General features: G+C 73.0%; 31 protein-coding genes and 1 pseudogene. 24 read left to right on the top strand and 8 right to left on the bottom strand.

The window, feature by feature from the left end; translation table 11 throughout:
- Window positions 1-25: 25 nt before the first annotated feature.
- The 8 genes from ACYU8I_RS01910 (at window position 26) to tuf (ending at window position 9,539) form a co-directional block, all read left to right on the top strand.
- The gene (locus tag ACYU8I_RS01910) at window positions 26-364 is read left to right on the top strand and encodes a hypothetical protein (RefSeq protein ID WP_460836813.1); all 339 of its coding nucleotides are present in this window, start codon (window positions 26-28) and stop codon (window positions 362-364) included.
- A gap of 23 nt (window positions 365-387) precedes the next feature.
- Complete coding sequence (locus ACYU8I_RS01905; protein ID WP_460836811.1) at window positions 388-1,650, top strand: hydroxyacid-oxoacid transhydrogenase; 1,263 nt, start codon at window positions 388-390, stop codon at window positions 1,648-1,650.
- Window positions 1,647-4,448: an FAD-binding and (Fe-S)-binding domain-containing protein gene (locus ACYU8I_RS01900; protein WP_460836809.1), complete on the top strand. Its 2,802-nt coding sequence runs from the start codon at window positions 1,647-1,649 to the stop codon at window positions 4,446-4,448. The genes ACYU8I_RS01905 and ACYU8I_RS01900 overlap by 4 nt, the downstream gene beginning before the upstream one ends.
- Entirely contained in the window at window positions 4,445-4,960 is a 516-nt protein-coding gene (locus ACYU8I_RS01895; protein WP_460836807.1) for an NUDIX domain-containing protein, read from the top strand. The genes ACYU8I_RS01900 and ACYU8I_RS01895 overlap by 4 nt, the downstream gene beginning before the upstream one ends.
- Before the next feature lie 245 nt (window positions 4,961-5,205).
- Window positions 5,206-5,580, top strand: a complete 375-nt coding sequence (gene rpsL / locus ACYU8I_RS01890; RefSeq protein WP_460836804.1) for a 30S ribosomal protein S12 — start codon at window positions 5,206-5,208, stop codon at window positions 5,578-5,580.
- A 1-nt stretch (window position 5,581) separates the two neighbouring features.
- Complete coding sequence (rpsG, locus tag ACYU8I_RS01885; RefSeq protein WP_460836801.1) at window positions 5,582-6,052, top strand: 30S ribosomal protein S7; 471 nt, start codon at window positions 5,582-5,584, stop codon at window positions 6,050-6,052.
- Window positions 6,053-6,198: 146 nt separating this feature from the next.
- On the top strand, window positions 6,199-8,259 hold the full coding sequence (gene fusA / locus ACYU8I_RS01880; RefSeq protein WP_460837219.1) for an elongation factor G: 2,061 nt from the start codon (window positions 6,199-6,201) through the stop codon (window positions 8,257-8,259).
- Between the two features lie 86 nt (window positions 8,260-8,345).
- Window positions 8,346-9,539, top strand: a complete 1,194-nt coding sequence (tuf, locus tag ACYU8I_RS01875) for an elongation factor Tu (protein ID WP_460836797.1) — start codon at window positions 8,346-8,348, stop codon at window positions 9,537-9,539.
- A gap of 240 nt (window positions 9,540-9,779) precedes the next feature.
- Here tuf and ACYU8I_RS01870 read toward each other — a convergent pair whose 3' ends face one another.
- A complete protein-coding gene (locus ACYU8I_RS01870; RefSeq protein WP_460836793.1) occupies window positions 9,780-10,703 on the bottom strand; it encodes an NADP-dependent oxidoreductase in 924 nt (307 codons plus the stop codon).
- A 101-nt stretch (window positions 10,704-10,804) separates the two neighbouring features.
- Here ACYU8I_RS01870 and ACYU8I_RS01865 point away from each other — a divergent pair, with 101 nt between their 5' ends.
- Window positions 10,805-11,167, top strand: a complete 363-nt coding sequence (locus ACYU8I_RS01865; protein WP_460836789.1) for a VOC family protein — start codon at window positions 10,805-10,807, stop codon at window positions 11,165-11,167.
- A gap of 44 nt (window positions 11,168-11,211) precedes the next feature.
- Window positions 11,212-11,952: a tRNA (guanosine(46)-N7)-methyltransferase TrmB gene (gene trmB, locus ACYU8I_RS01860; RefSeq protein ID WP_460836787.1), complete on the top strand. Its 741-nt coding sequence runs from the start codon at window positions 11,212-11,214 to the stop codon at window positions 11,950-11,952.
- Here the strand turns inward: trmB and ACYU8I_RS01855 are convergent.
- Together ACYU8I_RS01855 and ACYU8I_RS01850 are read right to left on the bottom strand one after the other, a co-directional pair.
- Window positions 11,942-12,349, bottom strand: coding sequence for a hypothetical protein (locus tag ACYU8I_RS01855; protein WP_460836784.1), 408 nt, complete (start codon window positions 12,347-12,349; stop codon window positions 11,942-11,944). The genes trmB and ACYU8I_RS01855 overlap by 11 nt on opposite strands.
- Before the next feature lie 56 nt (window positions 12,350-12,405).
- Entirely contained in the window at window positions 12,406-13,248 is an 843-nt protein-coding gene (locus ACYU8I_RS01850; RefSeq protein ID WP_460836781.1) for an RDD family protein, read from the bottom strand.
- 61 nt (window positions 13,249-13,309) lie between these two features.
- Between ACYU8I_RS01850 and ACYU8I_RS01845 the strand changes: the two genes are divergently transcribed.
- The gene (locus tag ACYU8I_RS01845) at window positions 13,310-14,305 is read left to right on the top strand and encodes a stage II sporulation protein M (RefSeq protein ID WP_460836780.1); all 996 of its coding nucleotides are present in this window, start codon (window positions 13,310-13,312) and stop codon (window positions 14,303-14,305) included.
- Window positions 14,306-14,309: 4 nt separating this feature from the next.
- On the opposite strand, the gene ACYU8I_RS01840 is transcribed toward ACYU8I_RS01845, so the two are convergent.
- From ACYU8I_RS01840 to ACYU8I_RS01820, 5 genes are read right to left on the bottom strand one after another with little or no spacing between them, the layout of a single operon-like run.
- Window positions 14,310-15,602, bottom strand: a complete 1,293-nt coding sequence (locus ACYU8I_RS01840; RefSeq protein WP_460836777.1) for a DUF58 domain-containing protein — start codon at window positions 15,600-15,602, stop codon at window positions 14,310-14,312.
- A gap of 10 nt (window positions 15,603-15,612) precedes the next feature.
- Window positions 15,613-16,611 (bottom strand): AAA family ATPase, encoded by a 999-nt coding sequence (locus tag ACYU8I_RS01835; RefSeq protein WP_460836775.1) that lies wholly within the window; start codon window positions 16,609-16,611, stop codon window positions 15,613-15,615.
- Window positions 16,608-17,744 (bottom strand): DUF4350 domain-containing protein, encoded by a 1,137-nt coding sequence (locus ACYU8I_RS01830; RefSeq protein ID WP_460836773.1) that lies wholly within the window; start codon window positions 17,742-17,744, stop codon window positions 16,608-16,610. Before ACYU8I_RS01830 ends, ACYU8I_RS01835 begins: the two co-directional genes overlap by 4 nt.
- Entirely contained in the window at window positions 17,741-18,403 is a 663-nt protein-coding gene (locus tag ACYU8I_RS01825; RefSeq protein WP_460836771.1) for a DUF4129 domain-containing protein, read from the bottom strand. Before ACYU8I_RS01825 ends, ACYU8I_RS01830 begins: the two co-directional genes overlap by 4 nt.
- Window positions 18,400-19,542: a hypothetical protein gene (locus ACYU8I_RS01820; RefSeq protein WP_460836770.1), complete on the bottom strand. Its 1,143-nt coding sequence runs from the start codon at window positions 19,540-19,542 to the stop codon at window positions 18,400-18,402. The genes ACYU8I_RS01825 and ACYU8I_RS01820 overlap by 4 nt, the downstream gene beginning before the upstream one ends.
- Window positions 19,543-19,979: 437 nt before the next feature.
- Between ACYU8I_RS01820 and rpsJ the strand changes: the two genes are divergently transcribed.
- The 13 genes and pseudogenes from rpsJ (at window position 19,980) to rplX (ending at window position 26,079) form a co-directional block, all read left to right on the top strand.
- Entirely contained in the window at window positions 19,980-20,288 is a 309-nt protein-coding gene (rpsJ, locus tag ACYU8I_RS01815) for a 30S ribosomal protein S10 (RefSeq protein WP_026877498.1), read from the top strand.
- Between the two features lie 23 nt (window positions 20,289-20,311).
- Window positions 20,312-20,977 (top strand): 50S ribosomal protein L3, encoded by a 666-nt coding sequence (rplC, locus tag ACYU8I_RS01810; protein WP_460836767.1) that lies wholly within the window; start codon window positions 20,312-20,314, stop codon window positions 20,975-20,977.
- Window positions 20,974-21,561, top strand: a pseudogene (gene rplD, locus ACYU8I_RS01805) (50S ribosomal protein L4); the annotation flags it as partial. The gene rplC and the pseudogene rplD, both read left to right, overlap by 4 nt.
- Window positions 21,562-21,584: 23 nt before the next feature.
- Window positions 21,585-21,887: a 50S ribosomal protein L23 gene (gene rplW, locus ACYU8I_RS01800; protein ID WP_460836762.1), complete on the top strand. Its 303-nt coding sequence runs from the start codon at window positions 21,585-21,587 to the stop codon at window positions 21,885-21,887.
- Between the two features lie 26 nt (window positions 21,888-21,913).
- Window positions 21,914-22,747 (top strand): 50S ribosomal protein L2, encoded by an 834-nt coding sequence (rplB, locus tag ACYU8I_RS01795; RefSeq protein WP_460836759.1) that lies wholly within the window; start codon window positions 21,914-21,916, stop codon window positions 22,745-22,747.
- Window positions 22,748-22,762: 15 nt separating this feature from the next.
- The gene (rpsS, locus tag ACYU8I_RS01790) at window positions 22,763-23,044 is read left to right on the top strand and encodes a 30S ribosomal protein S19 (protein WP_460836756.1); all 282 of its coding nucleotides are present in this window, start codon (window positions 22,763-22,765) and stop codon (window positions 23,042-23,044) included.
- A gap of 31 nt (window positions 23,045-23,075) precedes the next feature.
- Window positions 23,076-23,498, top strand: coding sequence for a 50S ribosomal protein L22 (gene rplV / locus ACYU8I_RS01785; protein WP_460836753.1), 423 nt, complete (start codon window positions 23,076-23,078; stop codon window positions 23,496-23,498).
- Window positions 23,498-24,322: a 30S ribosomal protein S3 gene (gene rpsC, locus ACYU8I_RS01780; protein WP_460836750.1), complete on the top strand. Its 825-nt coding sequence runs from the start codon at window positions 23,498-23,500 to the stop codon at window positions 24,320-24,322. The genes rplV and rpsC overlap by 1 nt, the downstream gene beginning before the upstream one ends.
- A gap of 4 nt (window positions 24,323-24,326) precedes the next feature.
- Entirely contained in the window at window positions 24,327-24,746 is a 420-nt protein-coding gene (gene rplP / locus ACYU8I_RS01775) for a 50S ribosomal protein L16 (protein WP_460836747.1), read from the top strand.
- Entirely contained in the window at window positions 24,746-24,985 is a 240-nt protein-coding gene (gene rpmC / locus ACYU8I_RS01770) for a 50S ribosomal protein L29 (RefSeq protein WP_460836742.1), read from the top strand. Before rplP ends, rpmC begins: the two co-directional genes overlap by 1 nt.
- A complete protein-coding gene (gene rpsQ, locus ACYU8I_RS01765) occupies window positions 24,982-25,260 on the top strand; it encodes a 30S ribosomal protein S17 (protein ID WP_460836737.1) in 279 nt (92 codons plus the stop codon). The genes rpmC and rpsQ overlap by 4 nt, the downstream gene beginning before the upstream one ends.
- Before the next feature lie 97 nt (window positions 25,261-25,357).
- On the top strand, window positions 25,358-25,726 hold the full coding sequence (gene rplN / locus ACYU8I_RS01760; protein WP_460836734.1) for a 50S ribosomal protein L14: 369 nt from the start codon (window positions 25,358-25,360) through the stop codon (window positions 25,724-25,726).
- A 2-nt stretch (window positions 25,727-25,728) separates the two neighbouring features.
- Window positions 25,729-26,079, top strand: coding sequence for a 50S ribosomal protein L24 (rplX, locus tag ACYU8I_RS01755; RefSeq protein WP_460836729.1), 351 nt, complete (start codon window positions 25,729-25,731; stop codon window positions 26,077-26,079).

Genomic DNA, 26,079 nt, shown 5'->3' with positions numbered 1-26,079 from the left:
TCGCGGCCGACGTAGGTTCACCTCCATGAGCAGTGCCGAGGTCGAGCGACGCGTCCGACGGGTGGAGAACGACGTCGAGTCGATCTACGACGTGTTCGCCCAGATCCAGATCGTCACCACCCGCCACGACTCCCGGCTCCGGGAGGTGCAGGCGCACCTGGTCGCGCACGACGACCGGCTCGCCGCCCTCGAGGGTCGCCTGGAGGGTGTCGAGGGTCGCCTGGAGGGTGTCGAGGGTCGCCTGGAGGGTGTCGAGGGTCGACTCGAGGGTGTCGAGGGTCGCCTGGAGGGTGTCGAGGGTCGACTGACGACGATCCAGGGCCAGCTCGGCACCGTGGTGTCCCTGCTGCGCGGGGAGCGCTGAGCGGGCCGACGTAGATTGGCCTCATGCACGAGTCGGTGTTCACCTACGGCGCTCCCCAGCTGAAGTTCGGCGAGGGTGCCAGCGACGAGATCGGCCACGACCTCGGTCAGCTGGGCGTCAGGCGGGTGCTGGTGATCACCGACCCGGGCGTCGGGGCCACGGGCCACCCGCAGCGCGTCGCCGACCAGATGGCCCAGTTCGGCATCGAGGCGGTCGTCTACGACCAGGCCCGCGCCGAGCCCACCGACGCGAGCCTGCGCCACGCCGTCGACCACGCCCGGTCGACGGGCCCGTGGGACGCCTTCGTCGCAGTGGGCGGCGGCTCGGCCATCGACACCGCCAAGGCCGTCGACCTGCTCTGCACCAACGACGGCGAGCTGCTCGACTACGTCAACGCGCCCGTGGGCGGCGGCCGGGCCCCGGCGAACCCGCTCGCCCCGCTCGTGGCGGTGCCGACCACGACCGGCACGGGCTCGGAGTCGACCACGGTGTGCGTGCTCGACGTGGTCGAGCAGCGCGTCAAGAGCGGCATCTCCCACCCCCGGCTGCGACCGCTGATGGCCGTGGTCGACCCGGTGCTGACCCGGTCGCAGCCCGCCGGGGTGACCGCCGCGTCCGGCATGGACATCCTGTGCCACGCCCTCGAGAGCTACACCGCGCGACCCTTCTCGGCGTACGACAAGAAGCAGCCGGAGCAGCGGGTGCCCTACTGCGGCGCCAACCCGATCTCCGACATGTGGTCCGAGCGGGCGATGGCGCTGCTGGCCACGTCGTTCCGCCGGGCGGTGCACCACGGCGACGACGCTCAGGCGCGTCACGACATGGCGCTCGCCTCGACCTTCGCCGGGCTCGGCTTCGGCAACGCCGGCGTGCACGTCCCGCACGCCAACGCCTACCCGATCGCGGGCCAGGTGGAGTCGTTCCGACCCGACGGCTACGACGCCGACCACGCGATGGTGCCGCACGGCATGGCGGTCTCGCTGACCGCGCCCGAGGCCTTCCGCTGGAGCTTCGAGGCCTCGCCCGAGCGGCACCTGCGCGCCGCGGAGCTGCTCGAGCCCGGCCACGGCGGCGACGGCCCCGACGCCCTGCCCGCCGTGCTCGCCCGGCTGATGAAGGACATCGGCATCCCCTCCGGCCTCGCCGAGGTCGGCTACGACGCCTCGCACGTCGACGACCTCGTCGCCGGCACCATGAAGCAGCAGCGCCTGCTCGCCACCGCCCCGCGCGAGGTGACCGAGGAGGACGTCTCCGCCATCCTGACCCGCTCGATGGAGCTGTGGTGACCCAGACCCTCACCGACGCCGGCACCGGCGTCGCCGACGTCGGTGCTGCCCTGCGCCGGGCCGGCGTCACCGACGTCGACGACAGCACGCTGACGCGCTCGCTGTACGCCGCGGACGCCTCGCTCTACCGGATCGAGCCGCGGGTCGTGGTGCGTCCGCGCGACGCCGACGAGATCGCCGCGACGCTGGCCGTCGCGCGCGAGACCGGCACTCCGCTGACGATGCGCGGCGCCGGCACCTCGATCGCCGGCAACGCCGTCGGCCGCGGGATCGTGCTCGACACCCGCCGCCACCTCCACCGCGTGCTCGGGATCGACACCGACGCCCACGTCGCGCACGTCGAGCCCGGCGCCGTCCACGCGACCCTGCAGCGGCAGGCGACCCCGCTGGGGCTGCGCTTCGGGCCCGACCCCTCGACCCACAGCCGCTGCACCGTCGGCGGCATGATCGGCAACAACGCCTGCGGCTCCCGCGCGCTCGGCTACGGCCGCACGGTCGACAACGTGGTGTCGCTGCGCGTGCTGCTCGCCGACGGCACCGTCGTCGACACCGCGCTCGACGGCCACCACGAGACCGCCCAGGTCGCGCGGCTGCGCGCGCTGGTCGACGAGCACCTCGGTGTCGTCCGCACCGAGTTCGGGCGCTTCGGCCGGCAGGTCTCCGGCTACTCCTTCGAGCACCTGCTGCCCGAGCGGGGCCGCCGCTTCGACCGCTTCCTCACCGGCACCGAGGGCACCCTCGGCGTCGTGCTCGACGCCCACGTGCGGCTCGTCGAGGACGCCCCGCACCGCGCGCTCGCCGTGCTGGCGTACGCCGACATGGCCGATGCCGCTGACGCGGTGCCGGCCCTGCTCGAGCACGACCTGGTCGCCTGCGAGGGTCTCGGCAAACGCATCGTCGACCTGGTGCCCGGCGCGCCCGAGCTCCCCGTCGGCGGGGGCTGGCTCTTCGCCGAGGTGACGGGCGACAGCGTCGCCGAGGTGCAGGCGAAGGCCGAGGCCGTCGCGCGCACCGCGGGCGTGCCGCACCAGGTCGTCACCGACGCCCGGCAGCAGGGCGCGCTGTGGCGCATCCGCGAGGACGGCGCCGGCCTCGGCGCCCGCTCGCTGTCGCGCCCCGCGCACGCCGGCTGGGAGGACGCCGCCGTCCCGCCCGAGAAGCTCGGCCCCTACCTGCGCGACTTCGACGCCCTGCTGCGCGAGCACCGGCTCGACGGGGTGCCCTACGGCCACTTCGGCGACGGCTGCGTGCACGTGCGCATCGACTTCGAGCTGGAGGACCCCCGCGGTCGGGCCGGTTACCGCTCGTTCGTCGAGGCGGCCGCCGACCTCGTCGCCGGCTACGGCGGCTCGATGTCGGGCGAGCACGGCGACGGCCGGGCGCGCAGCGAGCTGCTGCCGCGCATGTACGGCCCCCAGGCACTGGCGCTGATGGAGCAGGCCAAGCGGGTGCTCGACCCCGAGGGCCTGCTCAACCCCGGCGTGCTGGTCGACCCGGCCCCCTTCGACACCGACCTGCGCCTGGCCGGCCTCCCGGCCACACCGGTCCTCCGGCCGACGCTGCGGCTGGCCGACGACGGCGGCTCCTTCGCGGCCGCGACCCACCGGTGCACCGGCGTGGGGCGGTGCGTGGCCGACACGACCCCGGCGGGCGGCGTGATGTGCCCGTCGTACCAGGCCACCCGGGAGGAGAAGGACTCCACCCGCGGTCGGGCCCACGTGCTGCAGGACGTCGCGGCGGGCGTGCTGTCGGTGCACGACGACGCCGTCACCGACGCCCTCGACCTGTGCCTGTCGTGCAAGGGCTGCGCGCGCGACTGTCCCACCGGCGTCGACCTGGCGACGTACAAGTCGGAGGTGCTGCACCAGAAGTACCGTCGCCGGCTCCGGCCGCGCTCCCACTACGCCCTCGGCCAGCTGCCGCGGTGGGCCCGCCTGACGCCCCCGCGCCTCGCCAACGCCGCGCTGCGGCTGGGCCCGGTGGCCCGCCTGGCCAAGGCCGCTGCCGGCGTCGACCAACGCCGCTCGCTGCCGCGCTTCGAGGAGCGTCCGCTGCGCACGCGCGGGGCCACGTCCCCGCCGCCGACCGAGGTCGACGTGTGGGTCTGGGCCGACTCCTTCACCGACCGCTTCTCCGCCGACACCGGTCGCGCCGCGCTCGCGCTGCTCGAGCAGGCTGGGCTGCGCGCCGCGGTGATCCAGGAGCCCGCGTGCTGCGGCCTGACCTGGGTCACCACCGGCCAGCTCGACGCCGCGCGGCGCATCCTGACCAGCACCGTCGCGACCCTGCACCCCTACGTCGCCAGCGGCACGCCGGTCGTCGGCCTCGAGCCCAGCTGCCTCGCCGCGCTGCGCGAGGACGCCGCCCAGCTCGTCGACGACCCGCGGGTGGGCGAGGTGGCCGCGGGCGTGCGCTCGCTGGCCGAGGTGCTCGCCGGTCAGGTGCGCAGCGGCGCCTGGACGCCGCCCGACCTCACCGGCACCGAGGTGGTCGCCCAGCCGCACTGCCACCAGCACGCTGTGGTGGGTTGGGAGACCGACGCCGCGCTGCTGGCCAGCACCGGTGCGAGCGTCACGCGGGTCAGCGGCTGCTGCGGCCTCGCCGGCAACTTCGGTGTCGAGCAGGGCCACTACGAGGTCTCCGTCGCGGTCGCCGAGACCCACCTGCTGCCCGCGCTGCGCGACGCGGGCCCCGACGCGGTCGTGCTCGCCGACGGCTTCTCGTGCCGCACCCAGCTCGACGACCTCGAGGGCCGCCGCGCGCTGCACCTCGCCGAGCTGCTGCTGCGCGACGCATGAGCGAGCGCTTCGACAGGTTCAGCGTCGTCCCGGCGGCGTACGTCGCCCTGCTCCGGCCGGGTGCCGACGGTGGTGAGGAGGTGCTGCTCCAGCTGCGGCAGGGCACCGGCTTCATGGACGGCCGCTGGGCCTGCGGCGCCGCCGGGCACGTCGAGGCGGGGGAGTCGGTGCTCGACGCCGCCGCCCGCGAGGCCCGCGAGGAGCTGGGCATCGAGGTGCTCGACCTTGAGCCGCTGACCTCGCTGCACCGCACCGGGGGCAACGGCCGTGCGGTCGACGAGCGGGTCGACTGGTTCTTCGCCTGCCGTCGGTGGACGGGCGAGCCCCGCCTGGTCGAGAGGGCCAAGGCCGCCGACCTGCGCTGGTGGCCCCTCGACGCGCTTCCCGACCTGGTCGTGCCCCACGAGGGCGCCGTGCTCCGTGCCCACGCCGCCGGCACGCTCACCACGATCGGCAGCTTCGGCTTCGACCCCGCGGAGGCGGCCGCCCAGGCCGCTGCCGCCGGCGGCTGAGTCCCGCTCCGATCGCCGTGCGCCCGCGTCCGGGCGCCGGCGGCCTCGGCGCCGTGCTGGGTTTTGCGTGGGTCGGACGGCCCGCGTACGCTGGGGGATCGTGCCTGGTCGTCCAGGCCGTTTCGCGTGCCCGCCACACGGCGCCGTCCGTCCGGGCCCTCGATCTCGCACCACCGCAACGACGCACGACCCGCGCGCCCGGCAGAGTGCCGGCGCTGAGAGCCGAAAAGAAAGGGAACCACTCGGTGCCCACGATCAACCAGCTGGTCCGCAAGGGCCGCGAGGACAAGGTGTCGAAGAACAAGACGCCTGCCCTCAAGGGTTCGCCCCAGCGACGCGGTGTCTGCACCCGCGTCTACACCACCACCCCGAAGAAGCCGAACTCTGCCCTCCGCAAGGTCGCCCGCGTGCGCCTGTCGAGCGGCATCGAGGTCACCGCTTACATCCCGGGCGTGGGCCACAACCTCCAGGAGCACTCGATGGTGCTCGTGCGCGGCGGCCGGGTGAAGGACCTCCCCGGCGTCCGCTACAAGATCATCCGCGGCTCGCTCGACACCCAGGGTGTCAAGAACCGCAAGCAGGCCCGCAGCCGCTACGGCGCGAAGAAGGAGAAGAGCTGACATGCCTCGCAAGGGCCCCGCTCCCAAGCGCCCGATCGACGTCGACCCCGTCTACGGCTCGCAGCTCGTCTCCCAGCTGGTGAGCAAGATCCTGCAGGACGGCAAGAAGCAGGTCGCGCAGCGCATCGTCTACAACGCCCTCGAGGGCACCCGCGAGAAGACCGGCACCGACCCGGTCATCACGCTCAAGCGCGCGCTCGACAACGTCAAGCCCGCCATCGAGGTCAAGTCCCGCCGCGTCGGCGGTGCGACCTACCAGGTGCCGATCGAGGTCAAGCCCGGCCGCAGCACCACGCTGGCGCTCCGCTGGCTGGTCAGCTACTCGCAGGCCCGCCGCGAGAAGACCATGACCGAGCGCCTCATGAACGAGATCCTCGACGCCTCCAACGGCCTCGGTGCCGCGGTGAAGAAGCGCGAGGACACCCACAAGATGGCCGAGTCCAACCGGGCCTTCGCGCACTACCGCTGGTGACCTGACGGGTACGCCGCCCGCCCCGTGCGAGCGGCGTACCCGCCCCCACCAGCACCTTCCAACCACCAGCTCTACCGAGGGGATCGAAGCCAACCGTGGCCGTCGACATCACCACCGACCTCAACAAGGTCCGCAACATCGGCATCATGGCGCACATCGACGCCGGCAAGACCACCACCACCGAGCGGATCCTCTTCTACACCGGCATCAGCTACAAGATCGGTGAGGTCCACGACGGCGCGGCCGTCATGGACTGGATGGAGCAGGAGCAGGAGCGCGGCATCACCATCACCTCCGCCGCGACCACCTGCTGGTGGAAGGACCACCAGATCAACATCATCGACACCCCCGGGCACGTCGACTTCACCGCCGAGGTCGAGCGCTCGCTGCGCGTCCTCGACGGCGCCGTCGCGGTGTTCGACGGCGTCGCGGGCGTGGAGCCGCAGACCATGACGGTCTGGCGCCAGGCCAACAAGTACTCCGTGCCGCGGATGTGCTTCGTCAACAAGCTCGACCGCACCGGCGCCGACTTCTTCCGCTGCGTCGACATGATGGTCGAGCGCCTCAACAGCACCCCGCTGGTGCTGCAGCTGCCCATCGGTGCCGAGTCCGACTTCCTCGGTGTCGTCGACCTGGTCGGCATGCGCGCGCTCACCTGGCGCGGCGAGACCAAGATGGGCGAGGACTACGACGTCGAGGAGATCCCCGCGGAGCTGGCCGACCAGGCTGCCGAGTACCGCGAGAGGTTCCTCGAGACGCTCGCCGAGGCCGACGACGCCGTCATGGAGAAGTACCTCGAGGGCGAGGACCTCTCGGTCGAGGAGCTCGAGGCCGCGATCCGTCGCGCCACGCTCGCCGACAAGGTCAACCCCGTCCTGTGTGGCACCGCCTTCAAGAACAAGGGCGTGCAGCCGCTGCTCGACGCGGTCGTCAAGTACCTGCCCTCGCCGCTCGACATCGACGGCATCCAGGGCCACTCGGTCAAGGACGAGGACGAGGTCATCGTCCGTCAGCCCAGCGACGACGAGCCGTTCTCCGGCCTGGCCTACAAGATCGCCACCGACCCGCACCTCGGCAAGCTGATCTACGTGCGCGTCTACTCGGGCAAGCTCGAGGCGGGCTCGTCGGTGCTCAACTCGGTCAACGGCCGCAAGGAGCGGATCGGCAAGGTCTACCAGATGCACGCCAACAAGCGTGAGGAGATCGCGTCGGTCGGCGCCGGCCAGATCGTGGCCGTCATGGGCCTCAAGGAGACCAAGACCGGTCACACCCTGTGCGACCAAGCCCACCCGGTGATCCTCGAGTCGATGACCTTCCCGGCCCCGGTGATCGAGGTCGCCATCGAGCCCAAGACCAAGGGTGACCAGGAGAAGCTCGGCACCGCGATCCAGCGCCTCTCCGACGAGGACCCGACCTTCACGGTCAAGGCCGACGAGGAGACCGGGCAGACGATCATCGCCGGCATGGGCGAGCTCCACCTGGAGATCCTCGTCGACCGGATGCGTCGCGAGTTCCGCGTCGAGGCCACCGTCGGCAAGCCGCAGGTCGCCTACCGCGAGACCATCCGCCGCAAGGTGGAGAAGCACGGCTACACCCACAAGAAGCAGACCGGTGGGTCCGGCCAGTTCGCGAAGGTCCTCATCGACCTCGAGCCCAACGTCGACCCCGAGACCGGTCTCGGCGCCGGCTACGAGTTCGTCAACAACGTCACCGGCGGTCGCGTGCCGAAGGAGTACATCCCCTCGGTCGACCAGGGTGGCCAGGAGGCCATGGAGTTCGGCGTGCTCGCCGGCTACCCCATGGTCGACGTGAAGTTCACGCTCCAGGACGGCGCCTACCACGACGTCGACTCCTCCGAGCTGGCCTTCAAGATCGCCGGCAACCAGGCCTTCAAGGAGGCCGCCCGCATGGCCAAGCCGGTCCTGCTGGAGCCGATGTTCGCCGTCGAGGTCGTCACCCCCGAGAACTTCATGGGTGACGTCATCGGTGACATCAACTCCCGCCGCGGTCAGGTGCGGTCGATGTCGGAGCGCAGCGGCGACCGGGTGGTCGACGCCCTCGTCCCGCTGTCGGAGATGTTCGGGTACGTTGGGGACCTGCGGTCGAAGACCTCTGGTCAGGCGTCGTACTCGATGGAGTTCGACTCGTACGCCGAGGTTCCCCAGAACGTCGCCGACGAGATCGTCAAGAAGGTCCGCGGCGAGTGACGTCCCGGGCCCTCGGCCCAGCAGCACCCGCAACACCACCGAGTCCCACCAGCTAGATCCAGAGAACAACAACAGGAGGAGCCCCCGTGGCTAAGGCGAAGTTCGAGCGGACCAAGCCGCACGTCAACATCGGCACGATCGGTCACATCGACCACGGCAAGACGACGTTGACCGCAGCGATCTCGAAGGTCCTGCACGACAAGCACCCCGACCTCAACGAGGCGTCGCCGTTCGACTCGATCGACAAGGCCCCCGAGGAGCGTCAGCGCGGCATCACGATCTCGATCGCGCACATCGAGTACCAGACCGAGCAGCGTCACTACGCGCACGTCGACTGCCCCGGTCACGCCGACTACATCAAGAACATGATCACCGGTGCGGCGCAGATGGACGGCGCCATCCTCGTGGTCGCCGCCACCGACGGCCCGATGCCGCAGACCCGTGAGCACGTGCTGCTCGCCCGCCAGGTCGGCGTGCCCGCCCTGGTCGTCGCGCTCAACAAGTGCGACATGGTCGACGACGAGGAGCTCATCGAGCTCGTCGAGATGGAGGTGCGCGAGCTCCTCTCCGAGTACGAGTTCCCCGGTGACGACGTGCCCGTCGTCCAGGTCGCGGCCTTCCCGGCGCTCAACGGCGACGAGAAGTGGGCCAACTCCATCGGCGAGCTGATGGACGCGGTCGACTCCTACATCCCGCAGCCCGAGCGCGACACCGACAAGCCCTTCCTCATGCCGGTCGAGGACGTCTTCACCATCACCGGTCGCGGCACGGTCATCACCGGCCGCATCGAGCGCGGTGTCGTGAAGGTCAACGAGGAGGTCGAGATCATCGGCATCCGCCCCGGCTCCATGAAGAGCACGGTCACCGGTGTCGAGATGTTCCGCAAGCTCCTCGACGAGGGCCAGGCCGGCGAGAACGTGGGACTGCTCCTGCGCGGCACCAAGCGCGAGGACGTCGAGCGCGGCATGGTCGTGATCAAGCCCGGCACGACCACCCCGCACACCAACTTCGAGGCCTCGGTCTACATCCTCTCGAAGGAGGAGGGCGGCCGTCACACGCCGTTCTTCAACAACTACCGTCCGCAGTTCTACTTCCGGACCACCGACGTGACCGGCGTCGTGACCCTGCCCGAGGGTCGCGAGATGGTCATGCCCGGCGACAACACCGACATGACGGTCGAGCTGATCCAGCCGATCGCCATGGAGGACGGCCTCCGCTTCGCGATCCGCGAGGGTGGCCGCACGGTCGGCGCCGGCCGCGTCACCAAGATCACCAAGTGATCTAGCGCTTCACCACCGAAGGCCCCCGAACCTCACGGTCCGGGGGCCTTCGCCTTTCCCGAGCGGGCCTTCTCGGGGCGCACCACTGTCAGGATCGGGTCGCTCCGATGGCCGGGTCGCGACCCGAACCTGACATCGAGGCGCTGATTACCCGGTCAGGCGGGTAATCAGGCAGCCGTCGTCAGGATCGGGTCGCCGAGCAGTCGCCCCGACGACCCGATCCTGACGACGACGGCCAGGTCAGATCGTCACGACGACCTTGCCGCGGACGTGGCCGTCGGCGGAGAGGCGGTGGGCGTCGGCGATGTCGTCGAGGGAGTACGTCGCGGCGACGTCGACGCGCAGCGAGCCGGCGTCGGCCAGCGCAGCGAGCTCGTCGAGGTGGGCGCGCTCGGGCCGCACGAAGACGTAGTGGCCGCCGAGGCCGAGCACCGTCTCGGCGTCGACCACCGAGGCCACCCGCGAGGAGTCGCGCACCTGCTGGGCGGCGTCGGCCAGCGCCTCGCCGCCGACGTAGTCGACGACCGCGTCGACCGGGCCGTCGAGCTGGGCGCTGATCGGGCCGTCGTGGTAGTCGAGCACCGTGGTCGCGCCGAGCGAGCGGAGGTGGTCGTGGTTGCCGGCGGACGCCGTCGCCACCACCTCGGCGCCGCGTGCCACGGCGATCTGCACCGCGAACTGCCCGACGCCGCCGGCCGCGTTGTGCACCAGCAGGCGGTCGCCGCTGCCGACGCCGAGGGCCTCGACGACCGACTGGTACGCCGTCAGCCCGGCGAGCGGGACGGCGGCCGCCTCCTCGAACGACAACGAGGCGGGCTTGCGGGTCAGCGTGCGCTCCGGTGCGGGCACGAGCTCGGCGGAGGTGCCGGCGGCGACGTCGTCGCGCCGTACGTAGCCGTAGACCTCGTCACCCACCTGCAGGCCCGTGCGGACGGCCGGGCCGACCTGCTCCACCACGCCGGAGAGGTCCCAGCCGGGCACTATCGGAAGGTGGTGGGGGAAGGCCCCCTGCAGGTAGCCCTCGCGGATCTTCCAGTCGACCGGGTTGACGCTCGTCGCCCGCGCGCGCACCAGCACGACGTCGGGGCCGACGGGCGGGTCGTCGACCTCGCGGACCTCGAGCACCTCGGGTCCGCCGAAGCGGTCGTAGACGGCTGCACGCACGGGGGGTCCTCCTCAGGACGGGCGGATGTGCTGACCCCCTCGCCGTACCCGGACGCCGTCGGGGGGTTCAGGTCGTCGGTGGTCGCGTCTAGCGTCGCCCCATGACGCTGACGATGGGCATGGTCACGATCGACACCCGCGACGCCGAGCGGCTCGGCACCTGGTGGGCCGAGCAGCTGGGCACGGAGATGGCGCAGAACCACGACGGCTGGTTCGTCGTGGTGCCGGCGCCGCCGGTGCTGATGGCGTTCCAGAAGGTGGAGGACCCGACGCCGGGCAAGAACAAGATCCACCTCGACCTCTCGGCGCCCGACCTCGACGCCGAGGTCGACCGCCTCGTCGCCGCGGGAGCCGTGCTCGTCGGGCGTCGGGGTGACGAGAGCTTCGCGTGGGCGACCCTGGCCGACCCCGACGGCAACGAGTTCGACGTCGCCGGTCAGGCCGAGGCCGCTGCGTCCTACTAGCACCCGGGGCGGGGCCGGGGCGGGCACCTTGGCAGGATGCTCCGGTGCCCGAGCCGTCCCGCGTCCCGTTGCCACCGGCGCGCCCGCACCACCGCTTCACCGACGACGGCCGCCGGATGCGCGAGGTGCTGACCTACTCGCGCCGCGGCAGCCGGTTCACCCCGACGCAGCAGGAGGCGTGGGACGCCCACGCCGCCGACTGGGTGGTGCCCGACGAGGCCGTCGACCAGCCGAGCTTCGACTGGGACGAGGTCTTCGGCCGGTCGGCGCCGCGCGTGGTCGAGATCGGGTCCGGGGTCGGGGAGGCGACCGCGGTCCTGGCGGCGGCGCGGCCCGAGGTCGACGTCGTGGCGCTCGAGGTCTGGCGGCCCGGGGTGGCGGCGACGCTGGGCGAGCTGGCCGCGGCCGGTGCCGACAACGTACGGCTGCTCTCGGTCGACGCCGTGTGGTGCCTCGAGCACCTCTTCGCCCCGGGGTCGGTGAGCGAGCTCTGGACGTTCTTCCCCGACCCGTGGCCCAAGAAGCGCCACCACAAGCGGCGCCTGGTCACGCGCGAGTTCGCCGCGCTGGTCGGCTCGCGGCTGGTGCCTGGCGGCAGCTGGCGGCTGGCCACCGACTGGGCCGAGTACGCCGAGCAGATGCGGGCGGTGCTCGACGCCGAGCCCGCCCTCGAGGGTGGGGCGGTGCCCCGGTGGGACGAGCGCCCGGTCACCAAGTTCGAGCGCAAGGGCGTCACCGCGGGTCGCGGCATCACCGACCTGCGCTACCGCCGCGTCACGGCCTGAGCCTCAGCCCGGCGTCGGCGAGGGCGTGCTCGACCCGCAGCCGCTCGATCTCCCGGTCGACCCCACCGGGGGGCAGCTGCAGCAGGCTGGTCGGCACCTCCAGGGCCGTCGACGCGACGACGAGGTGCTCGTCGTACGCCAGCACCACGCCGCGCTGCTTGGCCATGCGGGTGCCCGGCACGGGCGTGTGCACGGCGGGGTAGAGCCGGCGCAGGTCGGCGGCGACGTCCTGCAGCGGCCGCCCGATCGGTACGACGGTCGTGCCCCGGCGCCGCGGGACCCGGCGCAGCAGCGCGCGTGCCAGCCCGTCACCGTGCAGGAGCACCGCCCACACGGCGACAGGGGCGAGGGTCAGGGCCAGCCACGCCACGATGCCGGCCAGGACGGAGGCGTCCACCTGCCCACGCTAGGTCTGCGCGCGGGCTCCGACAAGGCGTGGCGTCCGCGACGCGGTCAGCGACGCCCGGCGAGACGACGGCGCTGGGCGGCCTCGCGGTGCAGCCGCTCCTCGTCGCGTCGCCGGCGCTCGGCCGCGACGGCGGCGAGCACGGCGAGCGGCGGGGCGCCGGCGGGCGGCGGGGGAGCGACGTGGCGCGAGACCTCGGCGAGGGTGGCGCGCACCAGCCGCTCGTGGGCCTCGGGGCTGAACGCCGTGGTGCGCGCGAGCAGCTGGCGCAGCCTGAGCTGCAGGCCGACGGGCAGCGGTGCGAGGTCGGCGCCGCGGGCCCACGCCTCCAGGGGCGGCGGCATCGGCACCGGCGGGGGCAGCTGCAGGCGGAAGCGGTCGCGCACGACGTAGGTGCCGGCGACCATGTCGCCGAGCCGCTTGCCCCGGCGCGACGCCAGGGCGGCCAGCACCGCCGGCACGCCCACGAGCAGCCAGACCTCGACGACACCGACGAGGTGGCGGACCAGGACGTGGTGGAAGGAGACGGGGCCGGCGTCGTCGCGCACGGAGCGCAGCCCGACCGCGAGCTTGCCGAGACTGCGCCCCCCGGTGACGGTCTCGACGACCGAGGGGCCGACCAGCAGCACGAGCACGACGGCGACCACGCCGAAGGCCGCGGCGAGGGCGTCGTCGGGGGCCAACCGGGTGGCCAGCACCGAGAGCACGGTCAGCAGCACGGCCTGCACGGCGACGTCGACCAGCCCCGAGACGACCCGCAGCCCGATCGAGGCCGGCGGCACCTCGAGGGCGACGGCCTCGCCGGTGACCTGCTGGTCCTGGGTGGTGTCGTCGAAGGCCTCCGACACCGAGCCCCAGGTGGTGGCGGGTCCGGGCGTCGGGGGGCTCACGCGCCCAGCCTAGGTCTGCGACCCCGCCCCGCGGGTCGGGTCGCGCACCTACGCTGGACCCGTGGACCTCGACGCCTTCGTGCAGCTGCACCGCGCCGAGTGGGAGCGCCTCGACCGGCTCTCGCGTCGCCGTCCTGCCACGGGCGCGGAGGCCGACGAGCTGGTCGCCCTCTACCAGGAGGTCGCCACCCACCTGTCCGTGGTGCGCTCCTCCGCCCCCGACCCCCAGGTCGTCGCCTACCTCAGCGGCGTGCTGTCGCACGCCCGGCACCGCGTCGTCGGCACCCGGGTGGCGGGGTGGGCCGGCGTGGCCGACTTCCTGGTGCGCCGCTTCCCGGCGGCGCTCTACCGCACCCGGCGCTGGTGGATGACGACCATGCTCGTGAGCTACGCCGTCACCGCGCTGATGACGTGGTGGCTGCTGCAGAACCCCCAGGTCGAGCAGACGCTGATGGACCCCGCCCAGGTGCGCCAGCTCGTCGAGAGCGACTTCGAGAGCTACTACTCCGAGTCGGCCGCCTCGAGCTTCTCGGCGCAGGTGTGGACCAACAACGCCTGGGTCGCGGCGCTCTGCATCGCGCTCGGGGTGCTGGGGGTGCCGGTGCTCTGGGTGCTGTGGCAGAACCTGCTCAACCTCGCCGTCGTGGCGTCGCTGATGCTGCGCTACGACCGCGGCGAGGTGTTCTTCGGTCTCATCACCCCCCACGGGCTGCTCGAGCTGACGGCCGTGTTCGTGGCCGCGGGGGTGGGCCTGCGGCTGTTCTGGTCGTGGGTGGCCCCCGGCGGCACGACGCGGCTGGAGTCGCTCTCGCGCGAGGGGCGCGCCGCCGGCGGCATCGCCGTCGGCCTGGTCCTCGTGCTGCTCGTCAGCGGGGTCATCGAGGGCTTCGTGACGCCGTCGCCGCTGCCGACCTGGGCCCGCGTCGGCATCGGCGTCGCCGCCGAGCTGCTCTTCCTGGCCTACGTGTGGGGCCCGGGGCGCCGCGCGGTGCGGGCCGGCCACAGCGGCGACGCCGACGCCGCGCTCCTCGCCGACCGGGTCGCCACGGCAGGCTGAGCCGTCACAACCGCCCGGTCGCCTTGAGCTCGAGGTAGTGGTCGGCCAGGCGCACCGGAAGGTCGTCGGCGTCGGCGTCGACCACGTGCACGCCCAGGGCCTCCAGCAGCTGCGAGGTACGCCGCCGGGCGGCCGACGCCTGCTCGGCGGCCGCGGCGGCGTACGTCTCGACGGCGTCGGCCCGGCGGCGGGCGGCCCGGTCGAGCTCGGGGTCGCGCACCGAGGCCAGCACCACGCGGTGCCGCGCCGTCAGCGTCCCGAGCAGCGGCAGCAGCCCCGACTCGACGGCGGACGGCTCGAGGGGCGTCAGCAGCACCACCAGGGCTCGCTGCCGGCTGACGGCGTCGAGCGCGGCGACCATCCGGCGCCAGTCGGTCTCGACGAGCTCGGGCTGGAGCCCCGCCATCACCTCCTGCACCTCCCCGACGACGTCGCGGCGGTGGCCGCCGAGCAGCCGCGCCCGGACCTCGAGGTCACCGGCGACGAAGCCGACCCGGTCGCCGGCACGACCCGCGAGGGTGGTGAGCAGCAGGGCGGCGTCCATGGCCGCGTCGAGGCGCGGCACGTCGTCGACGCGGCCGGCCGCGGTGCGGCCCGTGTCGAGGAGCAGGACGACCCGACGGTCGCGCTCGGGCTGCCAGGTGCGCACCACGACCGACCGGCTGCGGGCGCTCGCCCGCCAGTCGACGCTGCGGACGTCGTCACCGAGCACGTACTCGCGCAGCGAGTCGAACTCCGTGCCCTGCCCCCGCACCCGTACGGCGCTGCGGCCGTCGAGCTCGCGCAGCCGCGCCAGCCGGCTCGGCAGGTGCCGCAGCGAGGGGAACGCGGGCAGCGCGCGCAGCGCACCCGGCACGTGGCGCGAGCCCTGCCGCGCGCCCAGCCCGAGCGGCCCGACGAGCCGCACCGTCACCCGGACCGCTCCGAGGTCGCCGCGTCGCACGGGCCGCAGGTCGGTCGTCAGGCGCTGCGTGGCCCCCGCGGGCACCGACAGCCGGTGCCGGTTGCCGGTCGCGCCGGCCGACGGCTGCCACGCGTCGCGCAGCACGCCGCGCACCCGGCGACGACCCGACGAGGTCACGCACAGCGTCGTGGTCGTCGGCTCCTGCACGCGCACCCGGGCCACCGGTTCGCGCTCGAGGCCCAGCGCGGAGGGGCGCGGCGCCAGGAGCACGTCGACGGCCGTCAGCACCCCGACCGCGAGCGCCCAGACCACGACGGTCCAGCCGGAGGGCACGACGACCACCGCCGCCACCCCGAGGAGCAGCAGCACCGGCACCCGCCAGGTCAGCGCCACGGCGGCCGCCTCAGCGGGGCACCGTGACGGAGGCGACCGCGGTGTCGAGCACCTGCGAGACCGCGACGCCGTCGAGCTCGGCCTCCGGGCGCAGCGTCAGGCGGTGGGCCAGCGTGGCGTGGGCCAGGGCCTTGACGTCGTCGGGGGTGACGTAGTCGCGGCCGCTCAGCCACGCCCACGCCCGGCTGGTGCGCAGCAGCGCCGTCGCGCCGCGCGGGCTCGCCCCGAGGGCCAGCGAGGGCGAGGCGCGGGTCGCCCGGGCGAGGTCGACGACGTACGCCGCGACCTCGTCGGAGACCCGCACCTGCGCGGCCGCGGCGACCCCGGCCGCGACGTGCGCCGGGCCGGCCACGGCGGTCACGCCCGCCGCGGCGACGTCGCGCGGGTCGAAGCCGTCGGCGTGCCGACGCACGATCGCGACCTCGTCGTCGCGCGGCGGCAGCGGCAGGTGCAGCTTGAGCAGGAACCGGTCGAGCTGGGCCTCGGGCAGCGGGTAGGTGCCCTCCTGCTCGACCGGGTTCTGGGTGGCCGCGACCAGGAAGGGCGTGGGCAGCGCGCGGCTGACCCCGTCGACGGACACCCGGCCCTCCTCCATGGCCTCGAGCAGCGCCGACTGGGTCTTGGGGGGCGTGCGGTTGATCTCGTCGGCGAGCAGCAGCTGGGTGAAGACCGGCCCCTCGCGGAAGCGCAGCTGGCCCGCCTGGCCACCCTCGATGACCAGGGAGCCGGTGATGTCACCGGGCATCAGGTCGGGGGTGAACTGCACCCGCTTGGTGTCGACGGCGAGGGCCGCGGCGAGCGAGCGCACCAGCAGCGTCTTGGCGACGCCCGGCACGCCCTCCATCAGCACGTGCCCGCGCGACAGCAGCGCCACGAGCAGGCCGGAGACCGCCGCGTCCTGGCCGACGACGGCCTTGCCGACCTCGTGCCGCACGGCGAGCAGCGCCCTGCGGGCGTCGTCCGCCGAGACGGTCGGGTCGGGACCAGGGGTGGGGTGGGGGTCGGTCATCGCTGGTGCACCTCGTCCTCCAGGGCGGTCAGGCGCCGGCCGAGGTCGGCCAGCTCGGGGTCGCGGGTCGGTGGTGGGTCGGCGGCGAGCAGCCCGACGACCACGGTGGCGTCGCGGCCGGTACGCCGCGCGACGGCGTCGGCGACCACCTCCGGCGCGGCGTCGGGGGCCAGCCGGAGCCGACGGGCCAGGCGGGCGCGGGTGGCCTCGCGGAGCACCCGCGCCGCGTGGCCCCGGTCGGCGGCGCGGTGGTAGAGGCGGCCACGGGCGTGCGTGGACTCGGCGGCCCGCACCACGACCGGGAGCGGCTCGACGACCACCGGCCCGAGCCGACGCCCGCGCCACAGCACCGCGGCGAGCGCGGACAGGGCGAGCAGCCACAGCGCCGGCAGCAGCCAGTCGGGCAGCAGCGAGCCGAGACCGACGGTCTCGTCGGGGGCGCTGTCGGCGGTGTCGGGCAGGTACCAGACGAGCCGGTCGGTGGCGCCCAGCAGCCGCAGCGCCAGGGCGGCCGCGTCGGCGTCGGTCACCGTGCCGTTGGCGAGCACCTCGGGCGCGGCGAGCAGCCGGAGCGGCACCCCGTCGGCGTCGAGCGCCAGCAGGGCCCCGCCGAAGCACGACGTGGTGCCCTCGGCCGCGATGTCCTCGCCGTCGTCGAGCGCGACGCGCAGGCCCGCGGCCGCCGGCAGGTCGCAGCCCGCCTCGACGGTGCCGGCGTCGCGGGAGGGCGCCTGCACCCCGAGCGGCTCGCCGGGACCGCTGCCGGCGAGCGCGGCACCGTCACCGACGACCACCAGCGCCTCGGCGGTGGACGCGTGGTCCTCGAGCGCGGCCGTGGTGCTGGGGGAGAGGCTGCCCGGGTCGGTGACGACGACCGTGGCCCCGTCGACCCCCGTCGCCAGCAGCGCCTCCTGGTCGCGCACCACGGTGACCCCGACGCCCTGGCGCTCGAGCACGCGGGCCACGGCCTCGGCCCCCTCGGGACCCGGGTTGCGCGGGTCGAGGGGGAGGTCGGTGCGGCCGTCCTGGCCCAGCGAGACGAGCACGAGCACGCCGGCACCCAGCGCGACGGCGAGACCCACCACCAGCCGGCGGCATCGACCGGTCGTCGCCGGCGCCGTGGTCGTGCTCACGACGGGACCGCAGGCAGTGCCTCGCCGCTGGCCGCCCGGGCCGGGGCGGAGCGGCGTACGAGCTCCTCCACGCGCAGTGCGTCGGTGGCGACGACGGCGTCGGCGCGTCGGTCGCCGTACCGGGTCTCCTCGAAGGCCACGCGCAGCCGCTGCAGGTCGTCGGCGTGCGACGGGAACCGCGACGCCGCCACCGCGGTCGTCTCGAGCACGGTGAGCCCGACGGCGTCGCGCAGCAGGTCGCGCTCCACGAGACCCGCGGTCAGGGCCCGCACCGCCTCGAGCACCGCCTCGTCGTGGCGACCGGCCGCGAGCGCGGCCTCGGCGTCGCGGCGGTGCTGCTCGGCACTGCGGCGACGCTGCTCGAACACGGCGGCCACCGCCCGCTCGCGTCCGCCGTCGCGCCGCAGCCGGCTCAGCGCGAGGCCGAGCAGCGCGACGAGCACGACCACGACGACCAGGGCGGCCACCACGCCGAGGACGCCGCTGCCCGAGGTCGCCTCGCCGAGGGAGTCGAGCAGGTCGGTGAGCCACCGCTGGAACCGCTCCACCAGCGACTCCTGGTAGCGCGACCGCGACAGCTCGCGCAGGAGCAGCTCGCGGGCGCGGTCGGGGTCGACGTCGTCGAGCGCGGGCAGGAGCGGGGCGACGATCAGGGTCACCCCTGCCGGTCGCCGAGGGCACCCTCGAGCAGGGCGAGGTCGAGGCCCTCCTTGCGGAAGCGCTGGTCGACGTACTGCAGCGTCGTCACGCCGGCGACGAACGGGCCGACGATCGCCGTCGTCAGCAGGGTCGAGACGTTCTGCGACAGCAGGAACACCGCCGGGCCCCAGCTGCTCTCCACGAAGACCATCGCGACCCCGCCGCCGACGGCGAGCGGCACGGCGACGACCTGCGCCACGACACCGGCGGCGAGCTGGCCCAGCACCGAGATGCCGAGCAGCCGCCAGAACTGGCCCCGGCTCAGCTGCCCCGCCCGTCGCAGCGCCGCGCCGACGCCGAGGTCCTCGAGCACCAGCGCCGGCGTCGCGAGCAGCAGGTAGCGGGTGTAGACGAGCACCAGCGGCAGCAGGCCCACCAGGCCGAGACCGACACCGCCGACCAGGGCGGCGACCTCGCCCCCGCCGGCCGCCAGCGCCAGGAGAACGCCCACCACCGCGAAACCACCCACCACGAACACCGTGAGGAGCAGGGACACGAGCACCAGCCCGAGCAGCGCCGGCAGCCGACCGCGCGTGCGCGCCCACGCCTCGCCGGCGCGCATGGGGCGACCGACGACGGCGGACGCGACGACCCGCGTCATCAGCCCGGTGATCACCAGGCTGGCGAGCAGGTTGAACAGCACGCCGCTATAGCTGGCGAAGGTGAACAGCGGCCCGCCGCCGCCCTCCAGCAGCGCGTCGGAGGTACCGCCGAGGTCGAGCACGCCCCAGAGCAGCGAGCCGAGCACCGGCAGTGCCATGAAGGCCGCGCTCACGGCGAGCGCGAGGGCGATCGTGGTGCGCGGGTTGCGGCGGATCGTCTGCAGGGCGCCCCCGAACAGGTCACCGAGCGTCAGCTGGCGCAGCGGGACCACGCCGGGCTGCGCGATCGGGGGTCGCCACGGCCCGGGCCGACCGGGGTGTGCGTAGCCGCGGCCCGGGGGCGGGGCGCCGTACGACGGCGGCGCGGCGCCGTAGCCGGGCGGCGGGGGCGGGGCGCCGTACGACGGGCCCGGCGGCGAGGTCGGTGACGGGCCCGGCGGCGGGGGAGCACCCGTGGGTCCGGGCGGTGGGTAGCCTGCGTCGGGCTGCTCGCTCATGGTCGTCCCCCGGGTGCAACGCGCGGTGCTGGTCCGACGCGCCGGCCCCGGCTCGCCGGGGCCAATCCTGCCAGGCACGGGAGCAGTCGCCCGCGGATTTGCAGGGCCACGGGGCGTCTGACAAGATGGTCCGGTTGCTCCGGCGGGGTCGCCGGGGTGCGGACATTGACTGCAGAACAGGCTCTCCTGGGCCCGCCCCCTTCCACGGGGCGGGGCGCACTCCGTGTCCGTGCCGCACCAGGAGACCCTCGTCGGTCCGGGCCAGGCCCGGACCCTGCGCCAGACCGACACCCACGACCACGGCACTGCCGCACGTCCCCTGGACATCGCGACACGCCCGACCTCGGGGGTCGGACGAAGCAGACGCAACGCCGCGCCGGGCTCGCCGAGCCGGGGTGCGCCAGACCAAGCGATCGAGAAGCGAAGGACGTTGTTTGATGGCGGGACAGAAGATCCGCATCAGGCTCAAGGCCTATGACCACGAGGTGATCGACACCTCGGCGCGGAAGATCGTCGACACCGTGACCCGGACCGGCGCCCAGGTGGCCGGCCCCGTCCCGCTGCCGACGGAGAAGAACGTCTACTGCGTCATCCGCTCGCCGCACAAGTACAAGGACTCCCGCGAGCACTTCGAGATGCGCACGCACAAGCGCCTCATCGACATCATCGACCCGACGCCGAAGACCGTCGACTCGCTCATGCGGCTCGACCTCCCGGCCGGTGTCGACATCGAGATCAAGCTCTGAGGCCGGAGAGGGACGACAGGCACATGAGCACGGAACGCAACATCAAGGGCCTCCTCGGCACCAAGGTGGGCATGACCCAGGCGTGGGACGAGAACAACCGGCTGGTCCCCCTCACGGTCGTCGCGGCGGGCACCAACGTCGTGACCCAGGTCCGCACCGGTGACAAGGACGGCTACCAGGCCATCCAGGTCGGCTTCGGCGAGATCGACGGCCGCAAGGTCACCAAGCCGCAGGCGGGCCACTTCACGAAGGCCGGGGTCACCCCGCGTCGCCACGTCGTGGAGATCCGCACCTCCGACGCCGCCACCTACGAGGTCGGCCAGGAGCTCAGCCCCGAGGTGTTCGAGGTCGGCCAGCAGGTCGACGTCACCGGCACCAGCAAGGGCAAGGGCTTCGCCGGCACCATGAAGCGCCACGGCTTCGCCGGCGTGGGCGCCTCGCACGGTGCGCACCGCAACCACCGCAAGCCCGGTTCGATCGGCGCCTGCGCGACCCCGGGCCGCGTGTTCCGCGGCACCCGGATGTCGGGCCGGATGGGCACCGACACCGTCACCACCCAGAACGTCACCGTCCACGCGGTCGACGCCGACAAGGGCCTGCTGCTGCTCAAGGGCGCCGTCCCCGGCCCCAAGGGCGGCCTCGTGGTCGTCCGCTCGGCCGTGAAGCAGATCGAGGAGGCCGGAGCATGAGCGCCAGCACCGTCGACGTCGATCTCCCCGCCGAGATCTTCGACGCCCCGACCAACGTCCCGCTGATCCACCAGGTCGTGGTGGCCCAGCAGGCCGCGGCGCGTCAGGGCACCCACGCCACCAAGACCCGCGGCAACGTCCGCGGCGGTGGCAAGAAGCCCTACCGCCAGAAGGGCACCGGTCGCGCCCGTCAGGGCTCGACCCGTGCGCCGCAGTTCGCCGGTGGTGGCACCGTGCACGGCCCGCAGCCGCGCAGCTACGACCAGCGCACCCCCAAGAAGATGAAGGCCGCCGCCCTGCGTGGCGCGCTGAGCGACCGCGCCCGCGCGGGCCGCATCCACGTCGTCGACTCGCTGGTCACCGGTGACGTCCCCTCGACGAAGTCCGCCGTCGTGGCGCTGCGCGAGCTCTCGGGCCGCCGCCGCCAGCTGGTGGTGCTCGAGCGTGACGACACCCTGACCTGGCTGTCGCTGCGCAACGTGGGCTCGGTCCACCTGCTCGCCGTCGACCAGCTCAACACCTACGACGTGCTGGTCTCCGACGACGTGGTCTTTACCAAGGGCGCCTACGACGCGTTCGTCGGCGGCACCACCAAGGAGGACGCCAAGTGAGCACCCTGCACAAGGACCCCCGCGACGTCCTGATCGCGCCGGTCGTGAGCGAGAAGAGCTACGGCCTGCTCGACGCGAACAAGTACACCTTCCTGGTGCGCCCCGACGCGAACAAGACCGAGATCAAGGTCGCGGTCGAGAAGATCTTCGGCGTCAAGGTCACCGCGGTGAACACCCTCAACCGGCCGGGCAAGACCCGCCGCACGCGGGTGGGCCTGGGCAAGCGCAAGGACACCAAGCGCGCGATCGTCAGCCTCCGCGAGGGCGACCGCATCGACATCTTCGGCCCGGTCTCCTGACCGCGCCGTAGCAGAGGACTGAAGAGATGGCTATCCGCAAGTACAAGCCGACCACCCCGGGCCGCCGGGGCTCGTCGGTCGCCGACTTCGTCGAGGTGACCCGCTCCACGCCGGAGAAGTCGCTGGTCAAGCCGCTGCCCAAGAAGGGTGGCCGCAACAACCAGGGCCGCATCACCACCCGGCACCAGGGCGGCGGTCACAAGCGCGCCTACCGCGTCGTCGACTTCCGTCGCTACGACAAGGACGGCGTGCCGGCCAAGGTCGCGCACATCGAGTACGACCCCAACCGCACCGCTCGCCTGGCGCTGCTGCACTACGCCGACGGCGAGAAGCGCTACGTCATCGCGCCGGTGGGCGTCGTGCAGGGCACCGCGCTGGAGTCCGGCCCGACCGCCGACATCAAGCCCGGCAACAACCTGCCGCTGCGCAACATCCCCGTCGGCACGACGGTGCACTGCGTGGAGCTGCGGCCCGGCGGCGGCGCCAAGATCGCCCGCTCGGCCGGCAACTCCGCCCAGCTCGTCGCCAAGGAGGGCTCGCGGGCTCAGCTGCGACTGCCCTCCGGCGAGATGCGCTACGTCGACGTGCGCTGCCGCGCCACCGTCGGCGCGGTCGGCAACGCCGAGCAGTCCAACATCAACTGGGGCAAGGCCGGCCGCATGCGGTGGAAGGGCAAGCGCCCGACCGTCCGCGGTGTCGTCATGAACCCCGTCGACCACCCGCACGGCGGTGGCGAGGGCAAGACCTCCGGTGGTCGCCACCCGGTCAGCCCGTGGGGCAAGCCCGAGGGTCGCACGCGCAGGCGCAAGGCCTCCGACGCCCTCATCGTCCGTCGTCGCCGCACCGGCAAGAAGCGTTGAGCAGGAGATAGGTAGATGCCTCGCAGCCTCAAGAAGGGCCCGTTCGTCGACGGCCACCTCGAGAAGAAGGTGGACGCGCAGAACGAGGCCGGCACCCACAACGTCATCAAGACGTGGTCGCGCCGCTCGATGATCCTCCCGTCGATGATCGGCCACACCTTGGCCGTGCACGACGGCCGCAAGCACGTGCCGGTGTTCGTCACCGACGCGATGGTGGGTCACAAGCTGGGCGAGTTCGCCCCCACCCGCACCTACCGCGGCCACGTCAAGGACGACCGGAAGAGCCGTCGCCGCTGACGCGGCGCGCACCGAGGAGAGAAGTCAGAACATGAGCGTAGGAGAGCGTAGGCGCACCAGCGCCCGCCGCGACTCGCTGCTCGGCGACCGTCCGGGCGCGTTCGCGAGTGCCCGCTTCGTGCGGATCACCCCGCTGAAGGCCCGTCGCGTGGTCGACCTCGTCCGTGGCCTGCCCGTCGACGACGCGCTGGCGCTGCTGCAGTTCGCGCCGCAGGCCGCCAGCGAGACCGTCTACAAGGTGCTCGAGAGCGCCGTGGCCAACGCCGAGACGACCGAGGACCTCGACCGCGGCCAGCTGGTCGTCAGCCGGGCCATGGTCGACGAGGGCCCGACGATGAAGCGGTGGCGTCCGCGGGCGCAGGGCCGGGCCACCCGGATCAACAAGCGCACCAGCCACATCACGCTTGTCGTCGAGCCGCGTGACGAGACCAGCACGAAGGGACAGAAGGCCTGATGGGTCAGAAGATCAACCCGAACGGGTTCCGTCTGGGCGTCTCCACCGACCACAAGAGCCGGTGGTACGCCGACAAGCTCTACAAGAGCTACGTCGGCGAGGACGTCGCCATCCGTCGCCTGCTGTCCAAGGGCATGGAGCGCGCCGGCATCGCCAAGGTCGAGATCGAGCGCACCCGTGACCGGGTCCGCGTCGACATCCACACCGCGCGTCCGGGCATCGTCATCGGTCGCCGCGGCGCCGAGGCCGACCGTCTGCGCGGCGAGCTCGAGAAGCTCACCGGCAAGCAGGTCCAGCTCAACATCCTCGAGGTCAAGAGCCCCGAGGTCGACGCCCAGCTCGTCGCGCAGGGCGTGGCCGAGCAGCTCGCGGGCCGCGTGCAGTTCCGACGTGCGATGAAGAAGGCGATGCAGACCGCGTCGCGCTCGGGCGCCAAGGGCATCCGGATCCAGTGCTCGGGCCGCCTCAACGGCGCCGAGATGTCCCGCTCGGAGTTCTACCGCGAGGGCCGCGTGCCCCTGCACACGCTGCGCGCCGACATCGACTACGGCTTCTACGAGGCCAAGACCACCTTCGGTCGCATCGGCGTGAAGGTCTGGATCTACAAGGGCGAGGTCGCCGGCACCCGTGCCGAGCGCGAGGCCCAGGCCGCCGCCCGTGCCGGTGCCCCCGGCCGTGGTCGCGGTGGTCGGGGCGACCGTCCCACCCGTGGCTCCCGTGGGGAGCGTCCGTCGCGCAGCGACCGCACCGAGGCCCCCACGGCCGAGGGCGCTGCGCCGGCCGAGGCCGCGGCCTCGGCCCCGAGCACCACTCAGGAGGGCTGAGCCCATGCTGATGCCCCGCAGGGTCAAGCACCGCAAGCAGCACCACCCCAAGCGTGGTGGCGCCGCCAAGGGCGGCACCCGCCTCGCCTTCGGCGACTTCGGCATCCAGGCGATCGAGGGTCACTACGTGACCAACCGGCAGATCGAGTCGGCCCGTATCGCCATGACCCGTCACATCAAGCGTGGCGGCAAGGTGTGGATCAACATCTACCCCGACCGCCCGCTGACCAAGAAGCCCGCCGAGACCCGCATGGGTTCCGGCAAGGGCTCGCCCGAGTGGTGGGTCGCCAACGTCAAGCCCGGACGCGTGATGTTCGAGCTCTCCGGTGTCCCGGAGGACGTGGCCCGCGAGGCGATGCGCCGCGCGATCCACAAGCTGCCCATGAAGTGCCGGTTCATCACCCGGGAAGCAGGTGAGTTCTGATGGCGACCGCCCACGACCTCGACGAGCTGAACGCCGTCGACCTCGAGGTGAAGCTGCGCGAGGCCAAGGAGGAGCTGTTCAACCTCCGGTTCCAGGCCGCCACCGGGCAGCTGGAGAGCCACGGCCGCCTGCGCGCGGTCAAGAAGGACATCGCCCGCATCTACACCGTGGTGCGCGAGCGCGAGCTCGGCATCCGTTCCACCCCCGAGACTGCGACTGAGAAGGACGGTGCTGCATGAGCAACGACGCAGCCGCTCCCGCCGAGCGCACGGCACGCAAGGTCCGCGAGGGCCTCGTGGTCAGCGACAAGATGGACAAGACCGTGGTGGTCTCGGTCGAGGACCGCGTCAAGCACGCGCTCTACGGCAAGGTCCTGCGCCGCTCGGTGAAGCTGAAGGCCCACGACGAGGCCAACTCCTGCGGCACCGGTGACCGGGTGCTGATCATGGAGACCCGCCCGCTCAGCGCGACCAAGCGCTGGCGCGTGGTCGAGATCCTCGAGAAGGCGAAGTGACCTCGGGCCCGGGTGACCGGGCCCGACCCCAGACGAGTTCCCCAAGGCTCCGCCCGACCGGGCGGAGAACCGGGGCGACAAGGAGACAGAAGAAGCCATGATCCAGCAGGAGTCGCGACTCAAGGTCGCCGACAACACCGGTGCCAAGGAGATCTTGTGCATCCGCGTGCTCGGCGGTTCGGGTCGGCGCTACGCCGGCATCGGCGACACCATCGTCGCCACCGTCAAGGACGCGATCCCGGGCGGCAACGTCAAGAAGGGCGACGTCGTCAAGGCGGTCGTCGTGCGCACCGCCAAGGAGCGCCGTCGTCCCGACGGGTCCTACATCCGTTTCGACGAGAACGCCGCGGTGATCCTCAAGAACGACGGCGAGCCGCGCGGCACGCGCATCTTCGGCCCCGTCGGCCGCGAGCTGCGCGAGAAGCGCTTCATGAGGATCGTCTCGCTGGCGCCGGAGGTGCTCTGAACATGAGCGTGAAGATCAAGAAGGGCGACACCGTCAAGGTGATCGCCGGCAAGGACAAGGGCGCCGAGGGCAAGGTCATCGAGGTGCTGCGCCACGAGCAGCGCGTCGTGGTCGAGGGCGTCAACCGCGTCAAGAAGCACACCAAGGTGCTCAACCAGGGTGGCGGGTCGACCGGCGGCATCGTGACCGCCGAGGCCCCCATCCACGTGTCCAACGTGATGCTGGTCGAGGGTGACGGGGTCACCCGCCTCGGCTCGAAGCGCGTGGACGCCGAGAAGCGGCGCTCCGACGGCTCGACGTACGCCGTCCAGCGCAGCGTCCGCATCTCCCGCAAGTCCGGAGACGAGGTCTGA

The sequence above is a fragment of the Nocardioides marmoraquaticus genome, assembly GCF_054777915.1.
Note: the sequence above shows the minus strand (reverse complement) of the source record. Positions and strands in the feature narration are given on the sequence as shown.